This window comes from Streptomyces sp. S465, from assembly GCF_026898115.1.
GTDB lineage: Bacteria > Actinomycetota > Actinomycetes > Streptomycetales > Streptomycetaceae > Streptomyces > Streptomyces luomodiensis.
The window spans coordinates 6,384,586-6,407,399 of record NZ_CP114036.1 but is presented as its reverse complement, the minus strand read 5'-3'; the positions used below and the strand labels follow the sequence as shown (position 1 = coordinate 6,407,399).

At 70.4% G+C, this 22,814-nt stretch carries 21 protein-coding genes and 1 tRNA gene; 1 reads left to right on the top strand and 21 read right to left on the bottom strand.

The window, feature by feature from the left end:
* Positions 1-16: 16 nt before the first annotated feature.
* The 20 genes from N6H00_RS27185 to N6H00_RS27090 form a co-directional block, all read right to left on the bottom strand.
* Entirely contained in the window at positions 17-832 is an 816-nt protein-coding gene (locus N6H00_RS27185; RefSeq protein ID WP_268974445.1) for a F0F1 ATP synthase subunit delta, read from the bottom strand.
* Complete coding sequence (locus N6H00_RS27180) at positions 829-1,392, bottom strand: F0F1 ATP synthase subunit B (RefSeq protein ID WP_268974444.1); 564 nt, start codon at positions 1,390-1,392, stop codon at positions 829-831. Before N6H00_RS27180 ends, N6H00_RS27185 begins: the two co-directional genes overlap by 4 nt.
* 41 nt (positions 1,393-1,433) lie before the next feature.
* A complete protein-coding gene (locus N6H00_RS27175; RefSeq protein WP_093464694.1) occupies positions 1,434-1,670 on the bottom strand; it encodes a F0F1 ATP synthase subunit C in 237 nt (78 codons plus the stop codon).
* A gap of 76 nt (positions 1,671-1,746) precedes the next feature.
* Complete coding sequence (gene atpB, locus N6H00_RS27170; RefSeq protein ID WP_268977133.1) at positions 1,747-2,571, bottom strand: F0F1 ATP synthase subunit A; 825 nt, start codon at positions 2,569-2,571, stop codon at positions 1,747-1,749.
* Positions 2,572-2,820: 249 nt separating this feature from the next.
* A complete protein-coding gene (locus tag N6H00_RS27165; protein WP_268974443.1) occupies positions 2,821-3,276 on the bottom strand; it encodes a hypothetical protein in 456 nt (151 codons plus the stop codon).
* 269 nt (positions 3,277-3,545) lie between these two features.
* Positions 3,546-4,955, bottom strand: a complete 1,410-nt coding sequence (locus N6H00_RS27160; RefSeq protein ID WP_268977132.1) for an MraY family glycosyltransferase — start codon at positions 4,953-4,955, stop codon at positions 3,546-3,548.
* Positions 4,956-5,018: 63 nt separating this feature from the next.
* Complete coding sequence (glyA, locus tag N6H00_RS27155) at positions 5,019-6,308, bottom strand: serine hydroxymethyltransferase (RefSeq protein ID WP_268974442.1); 1,290 nt, start codon at positions 6,306-6,308, stop codon at positions 5,019-5,021.
* Positions 6,309-6,494: 186 nt separating this feature from the next.
* The gene (locus N6H00_RS27150; protein ID WP_268974441.1) at positions 6,495-7,154 is read right to left on the bottom strand and encodes an arsenate reductase/protein-tyrosine-phosphatase family protein; all 660 of its coding nucleotides are present in this window, start codon (positions 7,152-7,154) and stop codon (positions 6,495-6,497) included.
* The gene (locus N6H00_RS27145; protein ID WP_268974440.1) at positions 7,151-7,798 is read right to left on the bottom strand and encodes an L-threonylcarbamoyladenylate synthase; all 648 of its coding nucleotides are present in this window, start codon (positions 7,796-7,798) and stop codon (positions 7,151-7,153) included. The genes N6H00_RS27150 and N6H00_RS27145 overlap by 4 nt, the downstream gene beginning before the upstream one ends.
* Positions 7,799-7,845: 47 nt before the next feature.
* Positions 7,846-8,691: a peptide chain release factor N(5)-glutamine methyltransferase gene (gene prmC, locus N6H00_RS27140; RefSeq protein WP_191069323.1), complete on the bottom strand. Its 846-nt coding sequence runs from the start codon at positions 8,689-8,691 to the stop codon at positions 7,846-7,848.
* Positions 8,692-8,745: 54 nt separating this feature from the next.
* Positions 8,746-9,816 carry a peptide chain release factor 1 gene (prfA, locus tag N6H00_RS27135; protein ID WP_268974439.1) on the bottom strand — a complete coding sequence of 357 codons (1,071 nt, stop codon included), beginning with the start codon at positions 9,814-9,816 and terminating at the stop codon, positions 8,746-8,748.
* Positions 9,817-9,939: 123 nt separating this feature from the next.
* On the bottom strand, positions 9,940-10,164 hold the full coding sequence (rpmE, locus tag N6H00_RS27130) for a 50S ribosomal protein L31 (protein WP_030823398.1): 225 nt from the start codon (positions 10,162-10,164) through the stop codon (positions 9,940-9,942).
* 156 nt (positions 10,165-10,320) lie between these two features.
* The gene (locus N6H00_RS27125) at positions 10,321-11,427 is read right to left on the bottom strand and encodes an LCP family protein (RefSeq protein ID WP_268974438.1); all 1,107 of its coding nucleotides are present in this window, start codon (positions 11,425-11,427) and stop codon (positions 10,321-10,323) included.
* Positions 11,428-11,791: 364 nt separating this feature from the next.
* The gene (rho, locus tag N6H00_RS27120; RefSeq protein ID WP_268974437.1) at positions 11,792-13,921 is read right to left on the bottom strand and encodes a transcription termination factor Rho; all 2,130 of its coding nucleotides are present in this window, start codon (positions 13,919-13,921) and stop codon (positions 11,792-11,794) included.
* Between the two features lie 402 nt (positions 13,922-14,323).
* Positions 14,324-15,238: a homoserine kinase gene (gene thrB / locus N6H00_RS27115; RefSeq protein ID WP_268974436.1), complete on the bottom strand. Its 915-nt coding sequence runs from the start codon at positions 15,236-15,238 to the stop codon at positions 14,324-14,326.
* Positions 15,239-15,805: 567 nt separating this feature from the next.
* Complete coding sequence (gene thrC, locus N6H00_RS27110) at positions 15,806-16,894, bottom strand: threonine synthase (RefSeq protein ID WP_268977131.1); 1,089 nt, start codon at positions 16,892-16,894, stop codon at positions 15,806-15,808.
* A gap of 87 nt (positions 16,895-16,981) precedes the next feature.
* Positions 16,982-18,274: a homoserine dehydrogenase gene (locus N6H00_RS27105; protein WP_268974435.1), complete on the bottom strand. Its 1,293-nt coding sequence runs from the start codon at positions 18,272-18,274 to the stop codon at positions 16,982-16,984.
* A gap of 111 nt (positions 18,275-18,385) precedes the next feature.
* Entirely contained in the window at positions 18,386-19,777 is a 1,392-nt protein-coding gene (lysA, locus tag N6H00_RS27100; RefSeq protein WP_268974434.1) for a diaminopimelate decarboxylase, read from the bottom strand.
* Between the two features lie 39 nt (positions 19,778-19,816).
* Positions 19,817-20,797, bottom strand: a complete 981-nt coding sequence (gene nrtL, locus N6H00_RS27095) for an ArgS-related anticodon-binding protein NrtL (RefSeq protein WP_268974433.1) — start codon at positions 20,795-20,797, stop codon at positions 19,817-19,819.
* Positions 20,798-21,239: 442 nt separating this feature from the next.
* The gene (locus N6H00_RS27090) at positions 21,240-21,671 is read right to left on the bottom strand and encodes a response regulator (RefSeq protein WP_268974432.1); all 432 of its coding nucleotides are present in this window, start codon (positions 21,669-21,671) and stop codon (positions 21,240-21,242) included.
* A 226-nt stretch (positions 21,672-21,897) separates the two neighbouring features.
* Between N6H00_RS27090 and N6H00_RS27085 the strand changes: the two genes are divergently transcribed.
* Positions 21,898-21,969, top strand: a tRNA-Arg gene (locus tag N6H00_RS27085).
* Positions 21,970-22,121: 152 nt separating this feature from the next.
* Here the strand turns inward: N6H00_RS27085 and N6H00_RS27080 are convergent.
* Positions 22,122-22,670, bottom strand: coding sequence for a GNAT family N-acetyltransferase (locus N6H00_RS27080; protein ID WP_268977129.1), 549 nt, complete (start codon positions 22,668-22,670; stop codon positions 22,122-22,124).
* Between the last annotated feature and the right edge of the window lie 144 nt (positions 22,671-22,814).

Sequence of the window (22,814 nt, the reverse complement as noted above, 5' to 3'; positions counted from 1 at the left end):
TGAGTTGGTGGCTGTGTCAGCCGGCCATCCGCCGGGTCGCCTCGTCGAGGCGGTCCGCGATGGTCCCGTTGATGACCTCGTCGCCGATGCGCACCGCGATCCCGCCGATGACCTCGGGGTCCACGTCGAGGTTGAGGTGCACGTTGCGTCCGTACAGCTTCCCCAGCGCCTCGCCGAGCCGCTGCTTCTGGCGGTCGCTGAGCGGCACCGCGGAGGTGACGACCGCGACCGTACGGTCCCGGCGCGCCGCCGCGAGCTTGGACAGCTCGTCGAGACCCGCCTCCAGGCTACGACCCCGCGGGTGGGTCACCAGACGGATCACCAGCCGCTCGGTCACCTGGTCGGCCCGGCCGCCGAGCAGCTCACGGACCAGGCCGGTCTTGGCCGTGACGCTCGCGCGCCGGTCGGTGAGGGCGCCGCGCAGCTCGGACGAGGAGGAGACGATCCGGCCGAACCGGAACAGCTCGTCCTCGACGCTGTCGAGGGTGCCGGCCCGCTCGGCCGCCACCAGGTCGGCGGCGCTGGCCAGCTCCTCGAGCCCGTCCACCAGATCACGCGAGCGCGACCAGCGGGACCGGACCAGGCCGGAGATCAGGTCGAGGGTCTCGCCGCCGACCTGTCCGCCCAGCACCCGCGCGGCCAGCTCGGCCTTGGCCTCGCCGGGCTGCGCCGGGTCGGTGAGGACCCGGCGCAGCGAGACCTCGCGGTCGAGCAGCGCGGTGACGGCGGCCAGCTCATCGGCGAGCTTCGTCGCGTCGACGGCGGTGTTGTCCGTCAGGGCGTCGAAGCTTTCGCGCGCGGCTGCCAGTGCCTCCCGGCTCGCTCCATTCATCGGCCGGCCTCGGCCTTCGAACCGTCGGCCGCCTTCGCCTCGAGTTCGTCGAGGAACCGGTCGATGGTGCGGCTCTGCCGGGCCACGTCCTCGAGCGACTCACCGACGATCCGGCCGGCCAGGTCGGTGGCGAGCCTGCCCACGTCCTGGCGCAGGGTCTGAGCGGCCTGCTTGCGGTCGGCCTCGATCTGGGCGTGACCGGCGGCGATGATCTCCTCACGCTGCCGCTGCCCCTCCGCGCGCATCTCGGCGATGAGCGCGGCGCCCTGCTCCTGCGCCTCCTGGCGCAGTCGCGCGGCCTCGTGACGGGCGTCGGCGAGCTGGGCTCGGTAGTCCTCGAGGACCTGCTGGGCTTCGGCCTGAGTGGCCTCGGCCTTCTCCATACCGCCCTCGATCGCCTCGCGGCGCTCCTCCAGGACCCGGTTGATGTTCGGGAGGAGCTTCTTGGCGAGGAAGAAGAAGACGATGGCAAAGGCGATCAGGCCGATGACCAGCTCCGGGACTGGCGGAACGAGGGGGTTCTCGCTTTCCTCGGCCGCCACCTGTACCAGGGCGTTCACATCAGTGCCTTTCGTCGAAAAGGACAGTCAGTAAGCGTCGATCACTTACCGAACACGAACGGCATGACGATGCCGATCAGGGCCAGCGCCTCACAGAAGGCGAAACCGAGGATCTGGTTGGCGCGGATGAGACCGGCGGCCTCGGGCTGACGGGCCAGGGCCTGGGTGCCGTTACCGAAGATGATGCCGACGCCGACGCCGGGGCCGATGGCCGCGAGGCCATAACCGATGGAGCCGAGGGAACCGGAAACACCTGCGGCGAGGTCCACAGCGGACATGCTGTTTCTTCCTTCTCTTTCGCGGACCGGTGGGGGTTGGCCACCGGACGTCTCATTGGACGGGGAGCAGGGCCACTCAGTGGTGCTCGGCGAGCGCGCCCTGGATGTAGGTGCAGGCCAGGAGCACGAAGACGTACGCCTGAACGGCCTGGATGAAGAGCTCGAAGGCGGTCATGACGATGGTCATCACGAACGACACACCGGCGTACGCGATGCCGACCCCGTTCAGCAGGTACCAGCTCGCGATGGTGAACATCAGCAGCAGCAGGTGGCCCGCGAACATGTTGGCGAAGAGCCGGACCGCGTGGGTGAAGGGCCGCACCAGCACGTTCGAGAAGAACTCGATCGTCATGGCGAGCGGCAGCACCGCGCCCAGCGACTTGTCGTAGCCGGTGATGTTCTTGAAGCCGCCGACGAAGCCGTGCTTCTTGAAGGTCAGGCTCATCCAGAGGATGTAGACGGTGGCGGCGAGCACGGCCGGGTACGCGATCAGCGACGTGACCGGGAACTGGGCGACCGGGATGACCGACCAGAGGTTCATGACCCAGACGAAGAAGAAGATCGAAACCATCAGGGGGACGTACTTCTCGCCGTCCTTCTTCCCGAGGGCTTCATAGACGATCCCGCGACGGACGAAGTCGTAACCCGCCTCGCCGATCATCTGGAGCTTGCCCGGGACGACCTTGGCCCGGCCGAAGGCCGCCCAGAAGAACCAGACGATGGCGATCGAGCCGAGCAGGGCGAGCAGCATCGGCTTGTTGAAGTCGATACCGCCGACCGTGAAGAGCGGTTCGAACTTGAACGAATGTTGTCCGGGTGCCGGGAAGCCGCACCCGTCGAAGATGTGGCAGTTCGTCTCGAAGGCGAGCGTCTGGTCAGAACTCACCGCGAGCTCCTTCAGCGTGGCGCATGGGTACGGCAACCTCGTTGTGTCGGCGCGGCACACGGCCACGGAACGGCACTGGACTGGTCTTACGGATGTGGGGGCGGCTGGTCGGCACGTGGCCGAGTGGTATGTCGGGCATCAGCTGCATGGGCCGCCGATTCCATCCCGGGAATATCGGGGGTTCGGCTACCTGCGCCCGCTGCGCCTCAGATGGAACCGGACGATAGCAGGTGAGCGCACATGCCCTTATACCGGCCCTACTTCTCACGGCGCGGACCCGGCGGGAGCGGACTTCTTCGCCCCCTCGGGCTTGCGTTCGTCCTCGGCTTCCGGCTCCACGTAGAGGATCTTGGCCCTCATATGGGCACGGGTCTGTGCGCCGATCCACACCAGGGTCGCGGCGAGCAGTGCGAAGGCGAACGCCTTGGTGGAGAAGAGGGTGGTGTCCTTGAACACCGCGAGCACGACCGCGACCAGCAGGAACTGGGTCATGTAGAGCACCAGACCCATGGCCTGGAACAGATGCGGGAGGTACTTGGCGGTGCGCTGCAGCACCACCAGTCCCATCGCCATGACCCCTCCGGCGACGACTGTGCCGGCCCCCGCGCCGATCGCTCCCTTGGCCCCCGCGAGCACAGAACCGACAGCGACCGCGACCACGCCGGTGACGGCGGTGGGCACGGCGCAACTCAGGAGTGTTCTGGCGTCGTTGGACTGCATGAAGGGTTTCTCCGGCAAGTGTCGGAAGCAGCGATTTCGTCGTGGACGAGCGTATCCCCGGGAACAGAGGAGACCTCACGACGATGAGCCGTCGCCCTACGGCCCCTCGGGTCTCAGCACCGGGTTTCGTGAACGGTATCACAAACTATTTGATGAGGTCTTTACCCACCGGGTGTGCTGCACGTCACACGGGAGAGTTATGGACCATGTATCTGGTTGACGCCGTTCCGTGATCTTAAGCGTTCTCCGCGATCTGTTTTCTAGGGCATTTACTGGGGTGTTCCGATCCTCCGCCGGTGGCTGAAACGGGACCGATCACCGATCGCGGTGGCCCCATTCACCCCGCCCTTCACACCGGCATTCGCCGCACCGTTCGTCCCGCCGTTCATCCCGGAGCGCACCGGCTCCGGCTCCGGCGACGCGGACCGTCCGCCGGCCGCGACCGCCACGGGCTCCGCGGGCGCCTCGGCACCCTGTCCGGCCGCCCGCCCGGTCCGGTTGACCCGGCGGTAACGCGGCGGAACGAACGCCTCCGCCCAGTGCGGAACGCGTGGTGTGAACCGCGGCAGCAGCAACAGCACCAGCCCCACCCCGCTCAGCGCGACGATCGCGAGCACGAACCACACACCGGCCGAGTTCACCGAGTACGCCACGGCGCCGAAGGCGATCAGCGCGGACCAGAAGTACATGATCAGCACGGCCCGGCTGTGCGAGTGGCCGATCTCCAGCAGCCGGTGGTGCAGATGGCCCCGGTCGGCGGCGAACGGCGACTGCCCCCGCCAGGTGCGCCGGACGATCGCCAGCACCAGATCGGCGAACGGCACCGCGATGACGGTCAGCGGCAGCAGCAGCGGGATGTAGACCGGGACGGTGGCGTGCACCGCGGCCTGCTCCGACCCCTCGAACAGCTTCATCGCGTCCGGGTCGACCTGACCGGTGATGGAGATGGCCCCCGCCGCCAGCACCAGCCCGATCAGCATCGAGCCCGAGTCACCCATGAAGATCCGCGCGGGGTGCGCGTTGTGCGGCAGGAAGCCCAGGCACATGCCCATCAGGATGGCGGCGAACAAGGTGGCGGGCGCGGCCGCCTCCAGGCCGTAGCCGTACCAGATGCGGTACGCGTACATGAAGAACGCGGCCGCGGCGATGCACACCATCCCCGAGGCCAAACCGTCCAGCCCGTCAACGAAGTTGACGGCGTTGATGGTGATGACGACCAGGGCGACGGTCAGCAGCGTGCCCTGCCACGGCGTCAGCGAGACCGGCCCGACACCCGGCACCGGAAGCCACAGGATGGTCAGACCCTGGAGCACCATCACACCGGCGGCGATCATCTGGCCGCCCAGCTTGATCAGCGCGTCCACGCCCCACTTGTCGTCCAGCACCCCCAGCAGCCAGATCAGCCCGGCGCCGGACAGCAGCGCCCGTGGCTCGTTGGAGAGCTCGAAGACGTCCTTGAGGTTGGTGAGGTGCGCGGCGACCAGCAGTCCCGCGCACAGCCCGCCGAACATGGCGATACCACCGAGCCGCGGCGTGGGCTCACGGTGCACATCACGGGCACGGATCTCGGGCATCGCACCGGCCGCGATGGCGAATTTCCGCACCGGCCCGGTCAGCAGATAGGTGACCGCAGCCGTGATGCACAGAGTCAGCAGGTATTCACGCACAGGCTGCCCCAGAGATATCGCTGGCCATCACAGCCACACACCCTATGCGTGTCGGACCCGTTGCGGTGAACGTACTTACAGACGTCCTACACCTTCGGATGGTTGCATGATTCGGCCCTCGTCCGGATAGGGCGGAAATCTCCCCGCCAGTTCCGCCACCTTTTCGCGTACCACGCCCTCGTCCCGCAACACGGTTCCCAGCAGGGCGGCTATGCGCTCCATTTCCGGCGGTCCCATTCCCTGGGTGGTGACCGCCGCGGTACCCAGCCGCAGTCCCTTGACGCAGCCTCCGGGCTCCGTAGCGGACGCCAGCGCGACGGTGTCCAGGACGATCCCGGCGGCCGCGCAGCGGCCCTTCGCGGTCCGTCCGTCCAGGCCCAGCGGGGCCGGATCGGCGGTGATCATATGGGTGTCGGTGCCGCCCGTGGCGACCGCGAGACCCTCCGCGGCCAGGCCGTCCGCCAGCACCCGGGCGTTGGCCACCACCCGCTGGGCGTAGGCGGCGAAGGCGGGCGCCGCGGCCTCGCCGAACGCCACCGCCTTGGCCGCGACGCTGTGCATCTGGGCGCCGGCCTGGGTGAACGGGAACACCGCCCGGTCCACCCGCTCGGCCAGTTCCGCACCGCACAGCAGCATCCCGCCGCGCGGCCCGCGCAGCACCTTGTGTGTCGTTGCGCACACCACGTCCGCGTACGGCACCGGGGACGGCGCCGCCTTCCCCGCGACCAGGCCGATCGGATGGGCGGCGTCGGCGATCAGATACGCGTCCACCTCGTCCGCGACGGCGCGGAAGGCGGCGTAGTCCGGATGGCGGGGGTAGGAGATGGAACCGCACACGATCGCCTTCGGACGGTGGGCGTGGGCCAGCCCGCGCAGCTGCTCGTAGTCGATCAGACCGGTCGCCGGATCGACGCCGTAGCCGATGAAGTCGAACCAGCGGCCGGAGAAGTTGGCCGGTGAGCCATGGGTGAGATGGCCGCCGTGCGTCAGCGCCATCGCCAGCACCGTGTCCCCCGGCCGCAGCAGCGCGGCATACGCGGCCAGCACCGCCGCCGACCCCGAATGCGGCTGCACATTGGCGTGCTCGGCGCCGAACAGCGCCTTCGCCCGGTCCTGGGCGATCCGCTCGGCGACGTCCACCACCTCGCAGCCGCCGTGGTGGCGGGCGCCGGGATACCCCTCGGCGTACTTGTTGGCCAGCGGCGAGGCCAGCGCGGCCAGCACCGCCGGCGAGGTGAAGTTCTCGGCGGCGATCAGCTGGAGCCCGCCGGTGACGCGGTCGAGCTCGCTCAGGATGATCCCCGCCAGCTCGGGGTCCTGGCGGGCGAGCGCTCCGAAATCGGGTCCCCAGGAGGTGACGGCCATGGCGTGCTCACAGCCTTGCGGGGTCAAGGGTCAACGGGTGGTCAGGGCGGGCAGGGCGACCAGGGCGATCGGTCGGACCAGCCAGGCCGTCCAGGGCGGTCACCCCCAATGTAGGCCCCGCACGCCCGCCCTGCGCGCCGTGCGCCGCGTCGGGCGCCTGTGGCGCCCCCGGGAGGGTCCCGGGGGCTACGCGGGGGCGGGAACCCCCGTCAGCGCCGTGACGACCGGGTCCAGGGCCTGGTTGATCTCGTCCCCGATGGAGCGGAAGAAGGTGATGGGCGCCCCGTACGGGTCGTGCACCTCGTCCGCCTCCTCGCTGGGCGCCAGCAGCCAGCCGCGCAGCGCGGCCGCCGCCTGCACCAGGGCGCGGGCGCGCTCCACCACACCGCCCGCCTCCTCCGGATCGGGCAGCGTCGCGGGGTCTATGGCCCGCACCAGCCGGGTGAACTCCTTGAGCGTGAAGGTGCGCAGGCCCGCCGAGTGCCCCATCGAGATGACCTGGGCCCGGTGGTCGCGGGTGGCGGTCAGCACGAGGTCGGCGCGGATGACGTGCTCGTCCAGCAGCTCACGGCCGATGAAGCCCGCCGGATCGGCGCCGAAGTCGGTCAGGACCGTCGCGGCGTGCGCCTCCATGGGCGCGCCCTCATGGCCCCAGGTGCCGGCGCTCTCCACGATCAGGCCGCTCGTACGGGCGCTTCCGAGGCGGTGCACGAGGGCGTGCCGGGTCAGCCGTTCGGTGATCGGCGAGCGGCAGACGTTACCGGTGCTGACGTGGAGGATGCGGAAGGTGGCCTCGGGCTTCTTCGCATGGTGTTCCGCTATGCCACGCCCCTCAGGGGCCGTCAATTCGCCACCTTAAGGTCGGGTACGACCTCCCGGAGCTGCTCGGCGGTGAGCGCGCCCGCACGGAGCAGCACCGGCACCTTGCCGGTGACGTCGACGATCGAGGAGGGCACGGCGGCCGGGGTCGGCCCGCCGTCCAGGTACACCGCGACGGAGTCCCCCAGCATGTCCTGGGCGGCGTCGCAGTCCTGCGGGGAGGGGTGTCCGGTCAGGTTGGCGCTGGAGACCGCCATCGGGCCGAACTCCGTCAGCAGCTCGATCGCGACCGGGTGCAGCGGCATCCGGACCGCGACGGTGCCCCGGGTCTCCCCCAGGTCCCAGGTGAGCGACGGCTGGTGCCGGGCGACGAGGGTGAGCGCACCCGGCCAGAAGGCGTCCACCAGCTCCCACGCCATCTCGGAGAAGTCGGTGACCAGTCCGTGCAGCGTGTTCGGGGAGCCGACCAGCACCGGGCTGGGCATGTTGCGGCCGCGGCCCTTGGCCTCGAGCAGATCGCCGACCGCCTCGGCGTTGAAGGCGTCCGCACCGATCCCGTAGACGGTGTCGGTGGGCAGCACGACCAGTTCGCCGCGGCGGACGGCGGACGCGGCCTCGCGCAGGCCGGTCTTGCGGTCGGTCGCGTCTCCGCAGTCGTATCGCCGTGCCATCTAACGGACCTCCTCGTACGTGGCCAATGGGTGGTGCGGTGCCGCCGTCACGGCATGGCCTTCCGCGCGGTGGCGAACCGGGGCCGGTTGTTCAGGTCGGGGTGGTCGGCGGCGTCCGCCCAGCCACGCTCCTCGGTGAAGATCCACGGCACCTGGCCGCCCTGGGTGTCTGCGTGCTCGATGACCACCACGCCGCCGGGGCGCAGCAGCCGGTGGGCGGTGCGCTCCAGGCCACGGATCACATCGAGGCCGTCCTCACCGGAGAAGAGCGCGAGCTGGGGGTCGTGGTCGCGCGCCTCCGGCGCGACGTACTCCCACTCGGTCAGCGGGATGTACGGCGGGTTGCTGATGACGAGGTCCACCTGCCCGTCGAGCTCGGGCAGGGCCGTCAACGCGTCCGCGTGGTGGAGAACGACGCGGGACCCCTCGACGTTCTTGCGGGCCCAGCGCAGGGCGCCCTCGTCCAGCTCCACGGCGTGCACGGTCGAGCGCGGCACCTCCTGGGCGAGTGCCAGGGCGATGGCTCCGGAACCGGCGCACAGGTCGACGATGAGCGGTTCGACGACGTCCATGGCGCGCACCGCGTCTATGGCCCAGCCGACCACCGACTCGGTCTCCGGCCGGGGCACGAAGACCCCCGGCCCGACCTGGAGCTCGAGATAGCGGAAGAAGGCACGGCCGGTGATGTGCTGAAGGGGCTCGCGGGCCTCCCGGCGGGCGACCGCCTCCCAGTAGCGGGCGTCGAAGTCGGCGTCGGGCACGCCGTGCAGCTCCCCCCGCTTGACGCCGTGCACAAAGGCGGCGAGCTCCTCCGCGTCGAAGCGCGGTGAGGGCACGCCCGCGTCGGCCAGCCGCTGAGTGGCCTGCGCCACCTCGGCGAGCAGCACGTTCACTGAATTCCTCCAGCCGGTCCGGACAAGGGCACGAAGCGTTCTGGGTGCGACGGCTCAGCCCGCGGCCGCGAGCTTGGCGGCCGCGTCGGCGTCGACGCACGCCTGGATGACCGGGTCGAGGGCGCCGTCGAGCACCTGGTCCAAGTTGTACGCCTTGAAACCGACCCGGTGGTCCGAGATCCGGTTTTCCGGGAAGTTGTACGTACGGACGCGCTCGGACCGGTCGACGGTGCGGACCTGGCTGCGGCGCGCGTCCGACGCCTCCCGCTCGGCCTCCTCCTGGGCCGCGGCCAGCAGCCGCGAGCGCAGGATGCGCAGCGCCTGCTCCTTGTTCTGCAGCTGGCTCTTCTCGTTCTGGCAGGAGACGACGATGCCGGTGGGCAGGTGGGTGATGCGCACCGCGGAGTCGGTGGTGTTGACCGACTGGCCGCCGGGGCCGGAGGAGCGGTAGACGTCGATCCGCAGATCGTTGGGGCCGATCTCCACCTCGACCTCCTCGGCCTCCGGCGTGACCAGCACACCGGCCGCGGAGGTGTGGATACGGCCCTGGGACTCGGTGGCGGGCACCCGCTGCACGCGGTGCACCCCGCCCTCGTACTTCAGCCGGGCCCAGACGCCCTGGCCGGGCTCGATGGTGCCGCGGGCCTTGATGGCGACCTGGACGTCCTTGTAGCCGCCGAGGTCGGATTCGTTGGCGTCGAGGATCTCGGCCTTCCAGCCGACGCGCTCGGCGTACCGCAGATACATCCGCAGCAGGTCGCCGGCGAACAGCGCGGACTCCTCGCCGCCCTCGCCTGCCTTGACCTCCAGGATGACGTCCTTGTCGTCGCTCGGGTCGCGCGGCACGAGCAGCAGCCGCAGCCGGTCGGTCAGCTCCTCGCGGCCCAGCTCCAGCTCCTTGACCTCGTCCTGGAAGTCGGGGTCGTCCTGGGCCAGCTCCCGGGCGGTCTCGATGTCCTCACCGGCCTGCTTCCAGGCGCGGTAGGCGGCGATGACCGGGGTCAGCTCGGCGTAGCGCTTGTTGAGCCGCCGCGCCTCCCGCTGGTCGGCGTGGACCGCGGGGTCGGCGAGCCGCTTCTCGAGGTCGGCGTGTTCGCCGATGAGTTCCTCGACCGCCTCGAACATCGGAGGGCTCCCTGGGGGTCTGCGTGGTGACGTGCGGAAGAAGTCTGGGACAGGCCGTGACGACAAAACGCCGGTCCGGTCGCCCCAGGAAAGGGGCGACCGAAGCCGGCGCCGTGCGGGTCGCTACTTCTTGGCGGACCCGGCGTTCTTGCCGAAGCGGGCCTCGAACCGCGCCACACGGCCACCGGTGTCGAGGATCTTCTGCTTGCCCGTGTAGAACGGGTGGCACTCGGAGCAGATGTCGGCGCGGATGGTGCCGCCGCCCACGGTGCTACGGGTGGTGAACGAGGCGCCACAGGTGCAGCTGACCTGGGTCTCGACGTACTCCGGGTGGATGTCGCGCTTCAAGGGAATCTCCTAGGTTCGGGAGGGCACCGGGTCGACGGGCGGGTTGCCTGTCGTGAACCGGGGCCGACGATCCAGTCTGCCAGTACTGGCCGCATCCCCCAAAACCGGGGGCCGCACCGGGATATTCCCGGCGCCCCCCTTCCGGGTGCCGGGAGGCTACTTGACGACGTCGCCCGCGCTGGTGGCGTCGCCCGCGGAGCCCTTGGTGGCGGAGGCGGGGACCGGCTGGTCGTGCCGGAGCGCGGCCCAGATCAGCTCGGACTTCTTCTCCATGGGCAGCACCCGGGCCGGGTTCTGCGGGTCGTACTGCACCGGCAGCGTGGTCATCTTCATGTTGCCCGAGCCGATGCCCTTGAGGGATTCGGCGAAGCCCTTCAGCTTGCTCACCGAGGCCAGCTCGGAGTCGGTGGTGAGCGCCTTGGTGGAGGTGTCCGCGAGGTCGTAGAGCTTCTTGGGGTTGCCGAAGACGTCGACCTGCTTGATCTGGTCCAGCAGCGCCTTGACGAACGCCTGCTGGAGCTTGATCCGGCCGAGGTCGCTGCCGTCGCCGACGCCGTGCCGGGTGCGCACCAGGCCCAGGGACTGCTCGCCGTCCAGGGTGTGCCGGCCCGGCTCCAGGTCGAGGTGGCTCTTGGGGTCGTGGATCGCGGCGGTGGTGGTGATGTCGACGCCGCCGAGGTCGTTGATCAGCTGCTTGAAGCCGGAGAAGTCGACCTCGAGGAAGTGGTCCATGCGTACGCCGGTCATGGATTCCACCGTCTTCACGGTGCAGGCCGGACCGCCGACCTCGTAGGCGCTGTTGAACATGGCCTGCTGCGCCGCGGGCGCGTGCTGCCCGTTCTTCGTGGTGCAGGAGGGCCGCTGGACGAGGGTGTCGCGCGGAATGCTGACGACACTGGCCTTCTTGTGGCCCTTGTAGACGTGGACGATCATCGCCGTGTCGGAACGGGAGGTGCCCTCGTCCTTGCCGTACTTCGCGTTCTCGCCGGCCCGGGAGTCGGAGCCGAGGACGAGGATGTCCATCGAGCCGTTGTCGACGTTCTTGGGGCGGTCGGCGCCGAGGGCGGCGTTGACGTCGACGCCGGTGAGGTTGCCGTTCAGCTTGTAGTAGAGGTAGCCGAGTCCGGCACCGCCCAGGACCAGCACGGCGGCCAGCGTCCACACCGTGTAGAGCACCACCCTGCGGCGCGTGCTGGGCCGTTTGCGACGGCGGCCGGATATGCGGGCGCGGTTCACCGGTGCGTTGCTGCGGTCGTCGGCCATGTGCTCCTCAGTCCTCTTTAGCTGCCCGAGTACCCCCTGCCGTCACGGTCAGGCGTGGCGTCGCTGCGTGAAGTCCGCCTGGGTTCCGGCTCCGTGTTTCCGACCTGACAGATGGCAGGCCGTGCGCCAGGGTTGCATACCGGCCATGGCCTTTTCCCGCGCGGGCGGCCCAGCGCTCCGTTCGCCCCTCTTCGTCCGCCTTACCGCTCTGACCTGCGCTTTCGCGGGTGATAACACCACAGCGGCCGGTCCGTGACGGGACCGGCCGCTGTGGTGCGGATCTCACCCGTACCCTGGCGATTCAGGACGAAGGGCCTTCCCGCCGGACGGCGGGAAGGCCCTTGGTGTGACGCGAGGTGTCCGGTCAGTCGCCGTTGCCCGGAGTGGGCGTGGTCTTGGCGATCTGCATCAGGAACTCGGCGTTCGACTTCGTCTGCTTCATCTTGTCCAGCAGCAGCTCGATGGCCTGCTGGGAGTCGAGCGCGTGCAGCACCCGGCGGAGCTTCCAGACGATGTTCAGCTCCTCCGGCGCCAGCAGGATCTCCTCCTTGCGGGTGCTGGACGGGTCGACGTCCACCGCCGGGAAGATCCGCTTGTCGGCGAGCTTCCGGTCGAGCTTGAGCTCCATGTTGCCGGTGCCCTTGAACTCCTCGAAGATCACCTCGTCCATGCGCGAGCCGGTCTCGACCAGCGCGGTGGCCAGGATGGTCAGCGAGCCGCCGTCCTCGATGTTCCGCGCGGCGCCGAAGAACTTCTTCGGCGGGTAGAGCGCGGTCGAGTCGACACCACCGGACAGGATGCGGCCGGAGGCGGGCGCCGCCAGGTTGTAGGCGCGGCCCAGGCGGGTGATCGAGTCCAGCAGGACGACCACGTCATGGCCCAGCTCGACCAGGCGCTTGGCCCGCTCGATCGCCAGCTCCGCGACGGTGGTGTGGTCCTCGGCCGGGCGGTCGAAGGTCGAGGAGATGACCTCGCCCTTGACCGACCGCTGCATGTCGGTGACCTCTTCCGGCCGCTCGTCGACGAGGACGACCATCAGGTGGCACTCGGGGCTGTTGCGGGTGATCGCGTTGGCGATCGCCTGCATGATCATGGTCTTACCGGTCTTCGGCGGGGCCACGATCAGACCGCGCTGGCCCTTGCCGATCGGCGCGACCAGGTCGATGATCCGGGTCGTCAGCCCGCCGGCCTCGGTCTCCAGACGCAGCCGGTCCTGCGGGTAAAGCGGCGTCAGCTTGCCGAACTCCGGCCGCCCGCGGCCGGTTTCGGGCGCCATGCCGTTGACCGAGTCCAGCCGGACCAGCGCGTTGAACTTCTCGCGGCGCTCGCCCTCACGCGGCTGGCGGACCGCGCCGGTGACGTGGTCGCCCTTGCGCAGACCGTTCTTGCGGACCTGCGCGAGCGAGACGTACACGTCGTTGGGGCCCGGGAGGTAGCCGGAGGTCCGGATGAACGCGTAGTTGTCGAGGATGTCGAGGATGCCCGCGACCGGGATCAGCACATCGTCCTCGGACAGCTGCGGCTCATTGCCGAAGTCGTCGCGGCCCCGGCGGCCACGGCGGTCGCGGTAGCGGCCACGGCGGCCGCGGCGGCCGCCCTCGAACTCGTCGTCGCCCTCGTCGGCGCGCTGCTGGCCCTGGCCGCGCCCGTCGCGCTGCTGACGGCCACCGCCCTGCTGGCCGTCGTCGCCCTTGCCACGGCGGTCCCCGCGGTCGCGCTGGCGCTCCCGGCGGTCACCCTTCTGGCCACGCTCCTGGCGGTCCTGGCGGTCACCGCCCCGGGAGCCCTTGCCCTCGGCGGTGTCGGCGGCGGCCTCGGCCTTCGCGTCGCCCTTGGGCTCGGCCCGGGTCTCGGTCTTGGCGGCGGCGTCGTTACGCGCCTCCGTCTTGGTCTCGACGGCGGTGGCCGTGCCCCCGGACTCGGCCGGGGTGGCGGCGGGCGCGGTGGCCCGGCGGCGGCGGCGCTCACCGGCCGGCTGCTCATCGGCGGCGGGCTCACCGGGCTGGCCCGGGATCTCGATCTGCGCTTGCGCGACGGCCTTCTCGGCCCCGTCGGCCGTGTCGGCCTTCTCCGCCTTCCCGGCGGCCTTCGAGGACTTGGCGCTGCCGCCCTTCTCCTCGGCGGCATCGCCCGTACGGGCCCGGGAGGTGGCACGGCGCTTCGGCTTGGTCACCCCCTCCGCGTCGGACGGGGCGGTCTCGGAGCCCTGGGCGGAGCCGGAGCCCGCGGCCTGCTTCTCCTTGATGACCTCGATCAGCTGGCCTTTGCGCATCCGTGCGGTGCCCCTGATGCCAAGGCTCGAGGCGAGCTGCTGGAGCTCGGCCAGGACCATGGCGTCAAGGCCGGTGCCCGAGCGGCGTCGCCGCGGGGCAGCGCCAGTGGCAGCACCGGTGGCGGGCGCGGAAGCGTCCGTAGCGGGCGCAGCGTTGTTCCCGACACCGCTGTCGGAGGTGCCGGAGGCGTTCACGCCCATCAGATCGGTGGTGTCGCTCACGAAGGGTCCTTCCCTGGAGCGGGCGTCGGCCTGTCTGGCTCGGCGACCGGTTGTGCTGTCCGGCTGTGGTCCTTCCGTTACGGACCGGGCCGGGGCGGTGGTCCGCCGGAGTACGGCGGAGAGATCAATTCATGGTTCCGACGCGACGGGGAGTTCACTGAGATCCGCCACGCCGATTCCGGAGCGTGCTCGATACTGCTCAGGCAGGCTGCTCAGGCAGTGTGGGAGGCTCCCGGAAGAAGGGTGGTCCCGGATGGGGACACTGAGCACTCAGCCTCTGCGGACATCCAAGAGACATCAAGTGCGGACTTGAGATTAACACTACCGGATCCAACAAACATTCCCCCTCTCCAAGACCGGCTATCGAGTTTTCCCGGGTCCGGGGCGCCCCGGACCGCGGTGTCAGGTGAGCGGCAGGACGCTCGCCCCCCCGGCGTCGAGAGCCAGCCGGTTGGCCGCCCACCCCTCGCCCGCCAGTCGTGCGACCTTGTCGGCCGCACCGTCCTCGACCAGCGCGAGCACCGTGGGGCCCGCACCGGAGATGACCGCGGGGACGCCGTCCGCCCGCAGTCGGTTCACCAGGCTCACGCTCTCGGGCATCGCCGGAGCACGGTATTCCTGGTGCAGCCGGTCCTCCGTCGCCGCGAGCAGCAGCTCGGGACGCCTGGTCAGGGCCTCGACGAGCAGCGCGGCCCGGCCCGCGTTGACCGCGGCGTCCACATGCGGGACGGTCCGCGGCAGCAGTCCGCGGGCGGTCTCGGTGAGCACCGGCCGGCCGGGTACGAAGACCACCGGAACGATGGAATCCGCGGGGTCCATCCTGATCGCCCGAGCGGACCCCGCGTCCGTCCAGGCGAGGGTGAAGCCGCCGAGCAGACAGGCGGCGACATTGTCGGGGTGGCCCTCGATCTCGGTGGCCAGCTCCAGCATCGCCTCTTCGCCGAGCCGCTCGGCGCCGCCTATGGTCACCGCGCGCGCGGCGACGATCCCGGCGCAGATGGCGGCGGAGGAGGAGCCCAGGCCCCGGCCGTGCGGAATGCGGTTGGCGCAGACCACCTCGAGCCCGCGCGGCTGCCCGCCCAGCAGGTCGAAGGTGGTGCGCAGGGAGCGTACGAGCAGATGGTTCTCGTCGCGCGGAAGCGTCTCCGCGCCCTCGCCGGCGATATCGATGTGCAGACCGGAGTCGGCGACCCGGACCACCACGTCGTCGTAGAGACCCAGGGCCAGACCGAGGGCGTCGAAGCCGGGACCGAGGTTGGCACTCGAAGCGGGGACGCGCACTCGGACGGCGGCGGCGCGGAACGCTGGACCGGCCATCGCTCGATGACTCTCCTTGTGTCTACGTGGGGTTGCTCGAAGAGGTACGGAACACCGCGGGGGCCGCGACACGTACGCGACGCCGCGCAGAGGCGAGTGCTCTGCGTCGGGGCGGATTCAGTACAGCCTATCGAAGGAAGGTTCTGTGGCGACATAGGGCGCACGGGAGGCGCACGATGCGTGTCGCGCTCCCTGCCGTCATCCGCGACCACTCTACTGGAGCGTCCCGCGCGCCCTCGCGCTTCTCCGCCACCACTTGAGTGGATCTTTAGACGAATCTTCCGGAAAGTTGCCGGAAACAGGCGAGGAGGAGCACGGGGGGCTCACCGAGCCGGCACCGACGACGGACCGCGGAGGGCTGGGCGAGCCGGGGCCGGGGGACCGCGGAGAGGGCTCGGCGAGCCGGGGCCCACGGCCCGCTGAAACCCCCGTCGCACCAGGTCCCGGCCCCGGCGCGGAGCCGGGACCGGAGCCGGGGATCGGGTCCGACCAGGGCCGGGGTCGGGCCAAGGTTGGGGCGGGGCCAGACCGGTGGTCAGACCGGTGGGGGTCGGACCTGGGCCGGGGTCAGACCAGCCCGAGCCGTACGGCCGCGGCGTCCGCGTCGACCGGGACGACGACCGGCTGCGGCGCACCCGCCACCGCCCAGTCCGGGTCCTTGAGCCCGTTCCCGGTCACTGTGCAGACGATGCGCTGGCCCGGGTCGACCAGCCCCTGCTCGGCCGCCTTCAGCAGGCCCGCCACGCTCGCCGCGGAGGCCGGCTCCACGAAAACGCCCTCCTGCGCGGCGAGCAGCCGGTAGGCCGCGAGGATCTGACGGTCGGTCACCTCGTCGATGAGGCCGCCGGACTCGTCACGGGCCTGCTCGGCGAAAGTCCAGGAGGCCGGGTTGCCGATGCGGATGGCGGTCGCGATGGTGCTCGGCTCCTTGACCGGCTCACCGCGCACGATCGGCGCCGCGCCGGACGCCTGGAACCCCCACATCCGGGGCGTGTGGGAGGCGCGCGGCGCCTCGTCCCCGAAGGGCGCCGCGTACTCCTTGTAGCCCTTCCAGTAGGCGGTGATGTTGCCCGCGTTGCCGACCGGCAGCACATGGATGTCGGGCGCGTCCCCGAGCATGTCCACGATCTCGAAGGAGGCGGTCTTCTGCCCCTGGATACGGGCCGGGTTGACCGAATTGACCAGCGCCACCGGGTACTTCTCGGACAGCCCGCGGGCCAGCGTCAGACAGTCGTCGAAGTTGCCGTCGACCTGGAGGATCTTCGAGCCGTGCACCAGGGCCTGGCCCATCTTGCCCAGCGCGATCTTGCCCTGTGGGACCAGCACCGCGCAGACCATCCCGGCCCGTACGGCGTACGCCGCCGCCGAGGCCGAGGTGTTGCCGGTGGAGGCGCAGATGACGGCCTTGGCGCCGGCCTCCTTGGCCGCGCTGATGGCCATCGTCATCCCCCGGTCCTTGAACGACCCGGTGGGGTTGGCGCCCTCGACCTTGAGGTGGACCTCGCAGCCGGTGCGCTCGGAGAGCACCTGCGCGGGCACCAGCGGCGTACCGCCCTCGCGCAGGGTGACGACGGGGGTCGTCCCGCTGACCGGGAGGCGGTCGCGGTACTCCTCGATGATGCCCCGCCAGCCGTGCCACTGACGGGTGCCGGACATTCGAGGCCCGGCGTCGGCGATTGCGTTCATGATCTTCCTTACTCTCCGCTCACCCTCTGTTCGGCCTCCGCGGGGCCATTGCGGCCGCTACTCGCCCTCGACCCGCATGATGCTCGCGACATCGCGGACGGTGTCGAGCCGGCGGAGCGCCTCCACGGTCGTCGACAGCGCGGCGTCGCTCGCCTGGTGGGTCACCACGACGAGGGACGCCTCGCCGTCCTTCCCCTGTTGGCGGACCGTATCGATGGACACGCCGTGCTCGGCGAAGACTGTGGCGACCTGCGCCAGAACTCCCGGTTTGTCGGCGACATCCAGGCTGATGTGGTATCGCGTGATCACATCGCCCATGGGGCTCACCGGGAGCCGGCTGTAGGCGGACTCCCCGGGTCCGGTGGCCCCCGCCAGCTTGTTGCGGCAGGCGGCGACGAGGTCGCCGAGAACGGCCGAGGCGGTCGGCGAACCGCCCGCGCCCGGTCCGTAGAACATCAGCTGACCCGCGGCCTCGGCCTCCACGAAGACCGCGTTGTACGCCTCCCGGACGGAGGCCAGGGGGTGGCTCAGTGGAATCATCGCCGGGTGCACCCGCGCGGTGACCGACCGGCCGTCGGCGGCCCGCTCACAGATGGCGAGCAGCTTGACGGTGCAGCCCATGCGCTTGGCGGAGGCGATGTCGGCGGCGGTCACCTCGGTGATGCCCTCGCGGTGCACATCGTCGAGGGTGACCCGGGTGTGGAAGGCGATCCCGGCGAGGATCGCGGCCTTCGCGGCGGCGTCGAAGCCCTCCACGTCGGCGGTCGGGTCGGCCTCGGCATAGCCCAGGGCCGTGGCCTCGTCCAGCGCCTCGCTGTAGCCGGCGCCGCTTCCGTCCATCCGGTCGAGGATGAAGTTGGTGGTGCCGTTGACGATGCCGAGGACGCGGTTGACCTTGTCGCCCGCGAGCGACTCGCGCAGCGGCCGTACCAGCGGGATCGCCCCCGCGACGGCGGCCTCGTAGTAGAGGTCCGCCCGGCGCCGCTCGGCGGCCGCGTGCAGCGCCGCGCCGTCCTGGGCGACCAGCGCCTTGTTCGCGGACACCACGCTCGCCCCGTGGTCGAAGGCGGTGGTGATCAGGGTACGGGCGGGCTCGATGCCGCCGATGACCTCGACCACCACATCGATGTCCTCGCGCTTGACCAGCGCCATGGCGTCGGTGGTCACCAGCTTCGCGGGCACCCCTTCGCGGACCCGGCCGGGACGCCGCACGGCGATCCCGGCCAGCTCGACCGGGGCCCCGATGCGCGCCGCGAGGTCGTCCGCGTGCGTCGTCATGATGCGCGCCACCTCTGAGCCGACCACTCCACAGCCCAGCAGCGCCACTTTCAGCGGACGCGTACGCATCATCCGACCTCGTTTCTCATCCATCGCGTTAGTGCATCGGCGCGTTAGTGCACCAGTCTCATGCACTGGACGGGATTTCCTATCCCGGGTCCAGTATCCGAGATCCATTTCTCGCTAGCCGACATCGAGCCGCAGGAGATCTTCCTCCGTCTCGCGCCGGACGATCTCGCGCGCCTGTCCGTCACCCACGGCGACGACGGGCGGACGGAGCGCGTGGTTGTAGTTGCTCGCCATCGAGCGGCAGTACGCGCCGGTGGCGGGCACGGCGATCAGATCGCCGGGCGCCAGATCGGCGGGCAGGAAGGCGTCCCGTACCACGATGTCGCCGGACTCGCAGTGCTTGCCGACGACGCGGGAGAGCATCGGCTCGGCGGTGGAGTCACGGGAGACCAGCGCCACGGTGTAATCCGCGTCGTAGAGCGCGGTGCGGATGTTGTCCGACATCCCGCCGTCGACGCTGACGTACGTCCGCAGCCCCGGCAGCTCCTTGACCGTGCCCACCTCGTACAGGGTGAAGGTGGTCGGCCCGACGATGGCCCGCCCCGGCTCGACCGACAGCCGCGGCACCGCGAGCCCGGCCGTCTCGCACTCCCGGTGGACGATGTCGCGCAGCGCCTTGGCGATCTCCTGCGGCTCGCGGGGGTCGTCCTCCGGGGTGTACGCGATGCCGAGGCCGCCACCGAGGTCGATCTCGGGCAGCTCGACGCCGTGCTCGTCCCGGATCTCCTTGAGCAGCCCCACGACGCGGTGGGCCGCGACCTCGAACCCGGACGTGTCGAAGATCTGCGACCCGATGTGCGAGTGAATCCCGATGAGCTCCAGCCCGTCCAGCTTCAGCGCCCGCCGCACGGCCTCCGCGGCCAGCCCGCCGGCGAGCGGAATGCCGAACTTCTGGTCCTCGTGGGCGGTCGCGATGAACTCGTGCGTATGGGCCTCGACACCGACGGTGACCCGGATCTGCACCGGCTGCCGCCTGCCGAGCCGCTGGGCGATGTGCGCGACCCGCGCGATCTCCTGGAACGAGTCGAGCACGATCCGCCCGACGCCCGCCGCCACGGCCCGCTCGATCTCGTGGACGGTCTTGTTGTTCCCGTGCATCGCGATCCGCTCGGCGGGCATCCCGGCGGCGAGCGCGGTGGCCAGCTCCCCACCGGAACACACGTCGAGGTTGAGCCCCTCCTCGTTCAGCCAGCGCACGACGGCGCGGGAGAGGAACGCCTTCCCGGCGTAGAAGACGTCGGCGTCCTCCCCGAACGCCTCCCGCCAGGCCCGGCAGCGGGCCCGGAAGTCGGCCTCGTCGAGGAAGTAGCCAGGGGTCCCGAACTCCTCGGCGAGCGTCTTGACGTCGACCCCGCCGACGGTCGCGACACCGTCGGCGTTCCGGCCGACCGTACGGGACCACACGCGCGGGTCGAGCTGATTGAGATCGGCGGGCGGCGCGGCGTAGTGCCCCTCGGGCAGGACATCGGCGTGACGGGGCCCGGCGGGGTGGGCGGAACGGCTCATGCTGTCTTCGCTGTCTCTCTGAGTCGTGCAGACAAGGTCTTACAGGTGGGCGGGTGCGCTGATGCCGAGCAGATGCAGGCCGCCGGCGAGCACCACCCCGACGGCCTCGGCAAGGGCCAGCCGGGAACGGTGGGCGGCCGAGGGTTTGACCTCGCCGGACGGGAGGGGCGGACAGACGTCATGGAACCGGAAAAAACTGTCGGCGGTAGCGACAAGATGCCGCACGAGCTGGTCAGGCGCACGATGCCGGGCGGCAGCGGCGACGGTGCGGGGATGGTCGGCGAGGAGGGCGAGGAGGGCGGTCTCGGCGGGGTGGTGGTAGGCGCCGGGGCCGGGCGTGATGCCGAACTGCCGACCGTTCCTCACCAGGCCACGAACACGGGCATGGGCGTACCGCACCCGGAAAAGGGGGTTGTCCTCGCGCTGGGAGAGGAGGCGGGCGGGGTCGAGATCGGGCAGATCGTGGGCCGCGGGCCGGAGCAGCGCCCAGCGGGCGGCGTCGGACCCGAGCGAGGTGAGCAGATCACGCCCGGAGACCGGAACGGCCCGCACAACAGGCCCGTCCCCCCGGACGACGACTCCCCCGGCGGCCGCGACGAGCCCCCGCACCACATGCCCGACCAGCGCGGCCCGCACCTCATCACTGGACCCGACGGGAACGGAGACCCCCGCGAGCGCGTCACCGTGCCCGTAGCGGAGCCCCTGGGAGAGGACGTCCCGCACGAGCTGAGCATGGGAGGTGGCGTCAAGGGTGATGTTGAGAAACCCGGGTTCGGCGATGTCGACGCGAGCGATCCCGGGCGTACGGACGAGCCGCCGCCGCAGAACCTCGGCGATGACGAGCGCCTCACCATGAGCGCCGGCCAGCTGGAGAGCAACATTGGTGGCGTAATCCCCACACCCGGGCCGAGGCGGAGTCCGCACCTTCACCCGCTCCGGCACGGCAACGCACAGCTCGTCGTCCTCGACGGCACGACGCACGGTGTGCAGCACAGTGCGGGAGAGCTGGGCGGGAGTCACGGGACAAGCGTATGGGAGGAGGGGGGTGGACAAGCGAACCGGTTTCGCCCATCGGACGAGCACCCGCGGCACGGGGCCGGACCGGGCGGCGCGGAGGCTGGACGGGCACACGCAGCACGGGGCTGAGCCGGACGGGCACACGCAGCGCGGGGCCGGACGAGCAGACGCGGTGCGGAGCCGGACGGGCACACACGGCACGGGGCCGGACGAGCGCACGCGGCGCGGGGCCGGACGAGTAGACGCGGCGCGAGGGCCCAGCGAGCACACGCGGCACGGGGCCGGACGGACACACGCAGCACGGGGCCGAGCCGGACGAGCACACGCGACGCGGGGTCGAGCCGGACGAGCACACGCGGCACGGGGCCGGACGGACACACGCGGCACGGAGCCGGGCCGGGCGAGCACGCGGCACGGGGCCGGACGGGGCCGGGGCCCACCCCCACTACCCGGTGGGCCCCACGACCGGCTCGGCATCGTCGGGCGCCGCTGCACCGGCCGCACCCTGCCTCATCAGCCTCCGCACGAGCTCGACGAGATCGACGGGCTCGAAGGGTTTCGCGAGGAAGGCATCGACGCCCAGCGCCTTCCCGCTGTCCATCTCGTACTTCGTACACGCACTGATGATCGCGACGGGCACATGACACGTTCGAGCATCAGCACGCAACCGCGATGCCGTATGCAGCCCATCGAGTCTGGGCATCACGACATCGAGAGTGATCACATCGGGCCGCACCTGGTGAACGATCTCCAGGCACTCGGCACCATCGGCCGCGGTCACGACCTCGAAGCCCTCCAGCTCGAGGTTGACCCTGATCAGCTGCCGGATGACCTTGTTGTCGTCGACGACAAGGACCCGGCCGGACAAGCCAGGCACATCCTGAAGAGTAGGCGCGCAGCAGCGGCTGCGTCCGGGTTTTCCCCACTTCCACCACGTGCGGGGGACCTTTCCCCAAGACTCCTGCGCCCCGCCCTCCATATGCGGTATACGCCCCTCCGCACCCCCACCTCCCCTCCCCCGACCGCCGGCTCCCGATAAGCGTTCATGACCACCCCGAGCGAGCTGGTAGGGTTCTACCCGTCGCCGCAAACAACAGCGACAAGCCCCCGTAGCTCAGGGGATAGAGCAACGGCCTCCGGAGCCGTGTGCGCAGGTTCGAATCCTGCCGGGGGCACCTCGCACGAGGTGCCGAAAGACCCCGCCACCAGCCAGGTCGCTGGATGCGGGGTCTTCGCGTATGCGTAACCGGACGCCGCCGAACACAGCCCCATGAGGCGCCTGAGCAGGCTTGGCAACATGGCTTGGGCCCGGCTCGACGGCCTGGGCTCAGCCGGACGACGTGACCGAGGACCATACGCCGAACCACTGCTCGGCGCCGTACTCCTCGAACCGCTCCACCTCGGTGAACCCTAGCTTCGCCGCGAGGCGCATCGCGCGATCGTTGGCGGTCTGGGTACAGAGCACCACCGGCTCACCGGGAAGTGCGTGGGCGAACCAGTCGAGTGCCGCTGCGCACGCTTCGGCGGCGTACCCGCGTCCCCATGCCTCCGGCAGGAACATGTAACCGAGCTCGGCCTCCCCGGCATCCGGACGGACGTGACCCGGGCGTTCCGCATCGCGGCGATCGAGCGTGATCGTGCCGATCATCGCTCCGTCGAGATCGACCACGAAAAGGCCAGGGCGTCGCCCGGGTACCTCAGGCACCGCGCGTTCGAGCTCCTCACGCGGTCGAGGGCCACCGAGGTAGGTGCGCACCTCTGGTGATGCGAACAGCTCGATGAACGCCGCACGGTCCCGGGCCTCGGACTCGCGGAGCATGAGCCGTTCGGTCCTTATCGGGGCGGGTGGCCAGGCGACGGGTCCGAGTCCGGTCATGGCGGGCAACCTATCGCACGCTCGTGAGAGTGATCCGAAAGAGAAGGCCTAGAACCAAGCGACTTCAGCGCTCGCCCCGGGACAACACGGGCAGCTACGACCTCCGGAATCGAGCGCGAGTCTGTTCAAGGACGTCATCGCAAG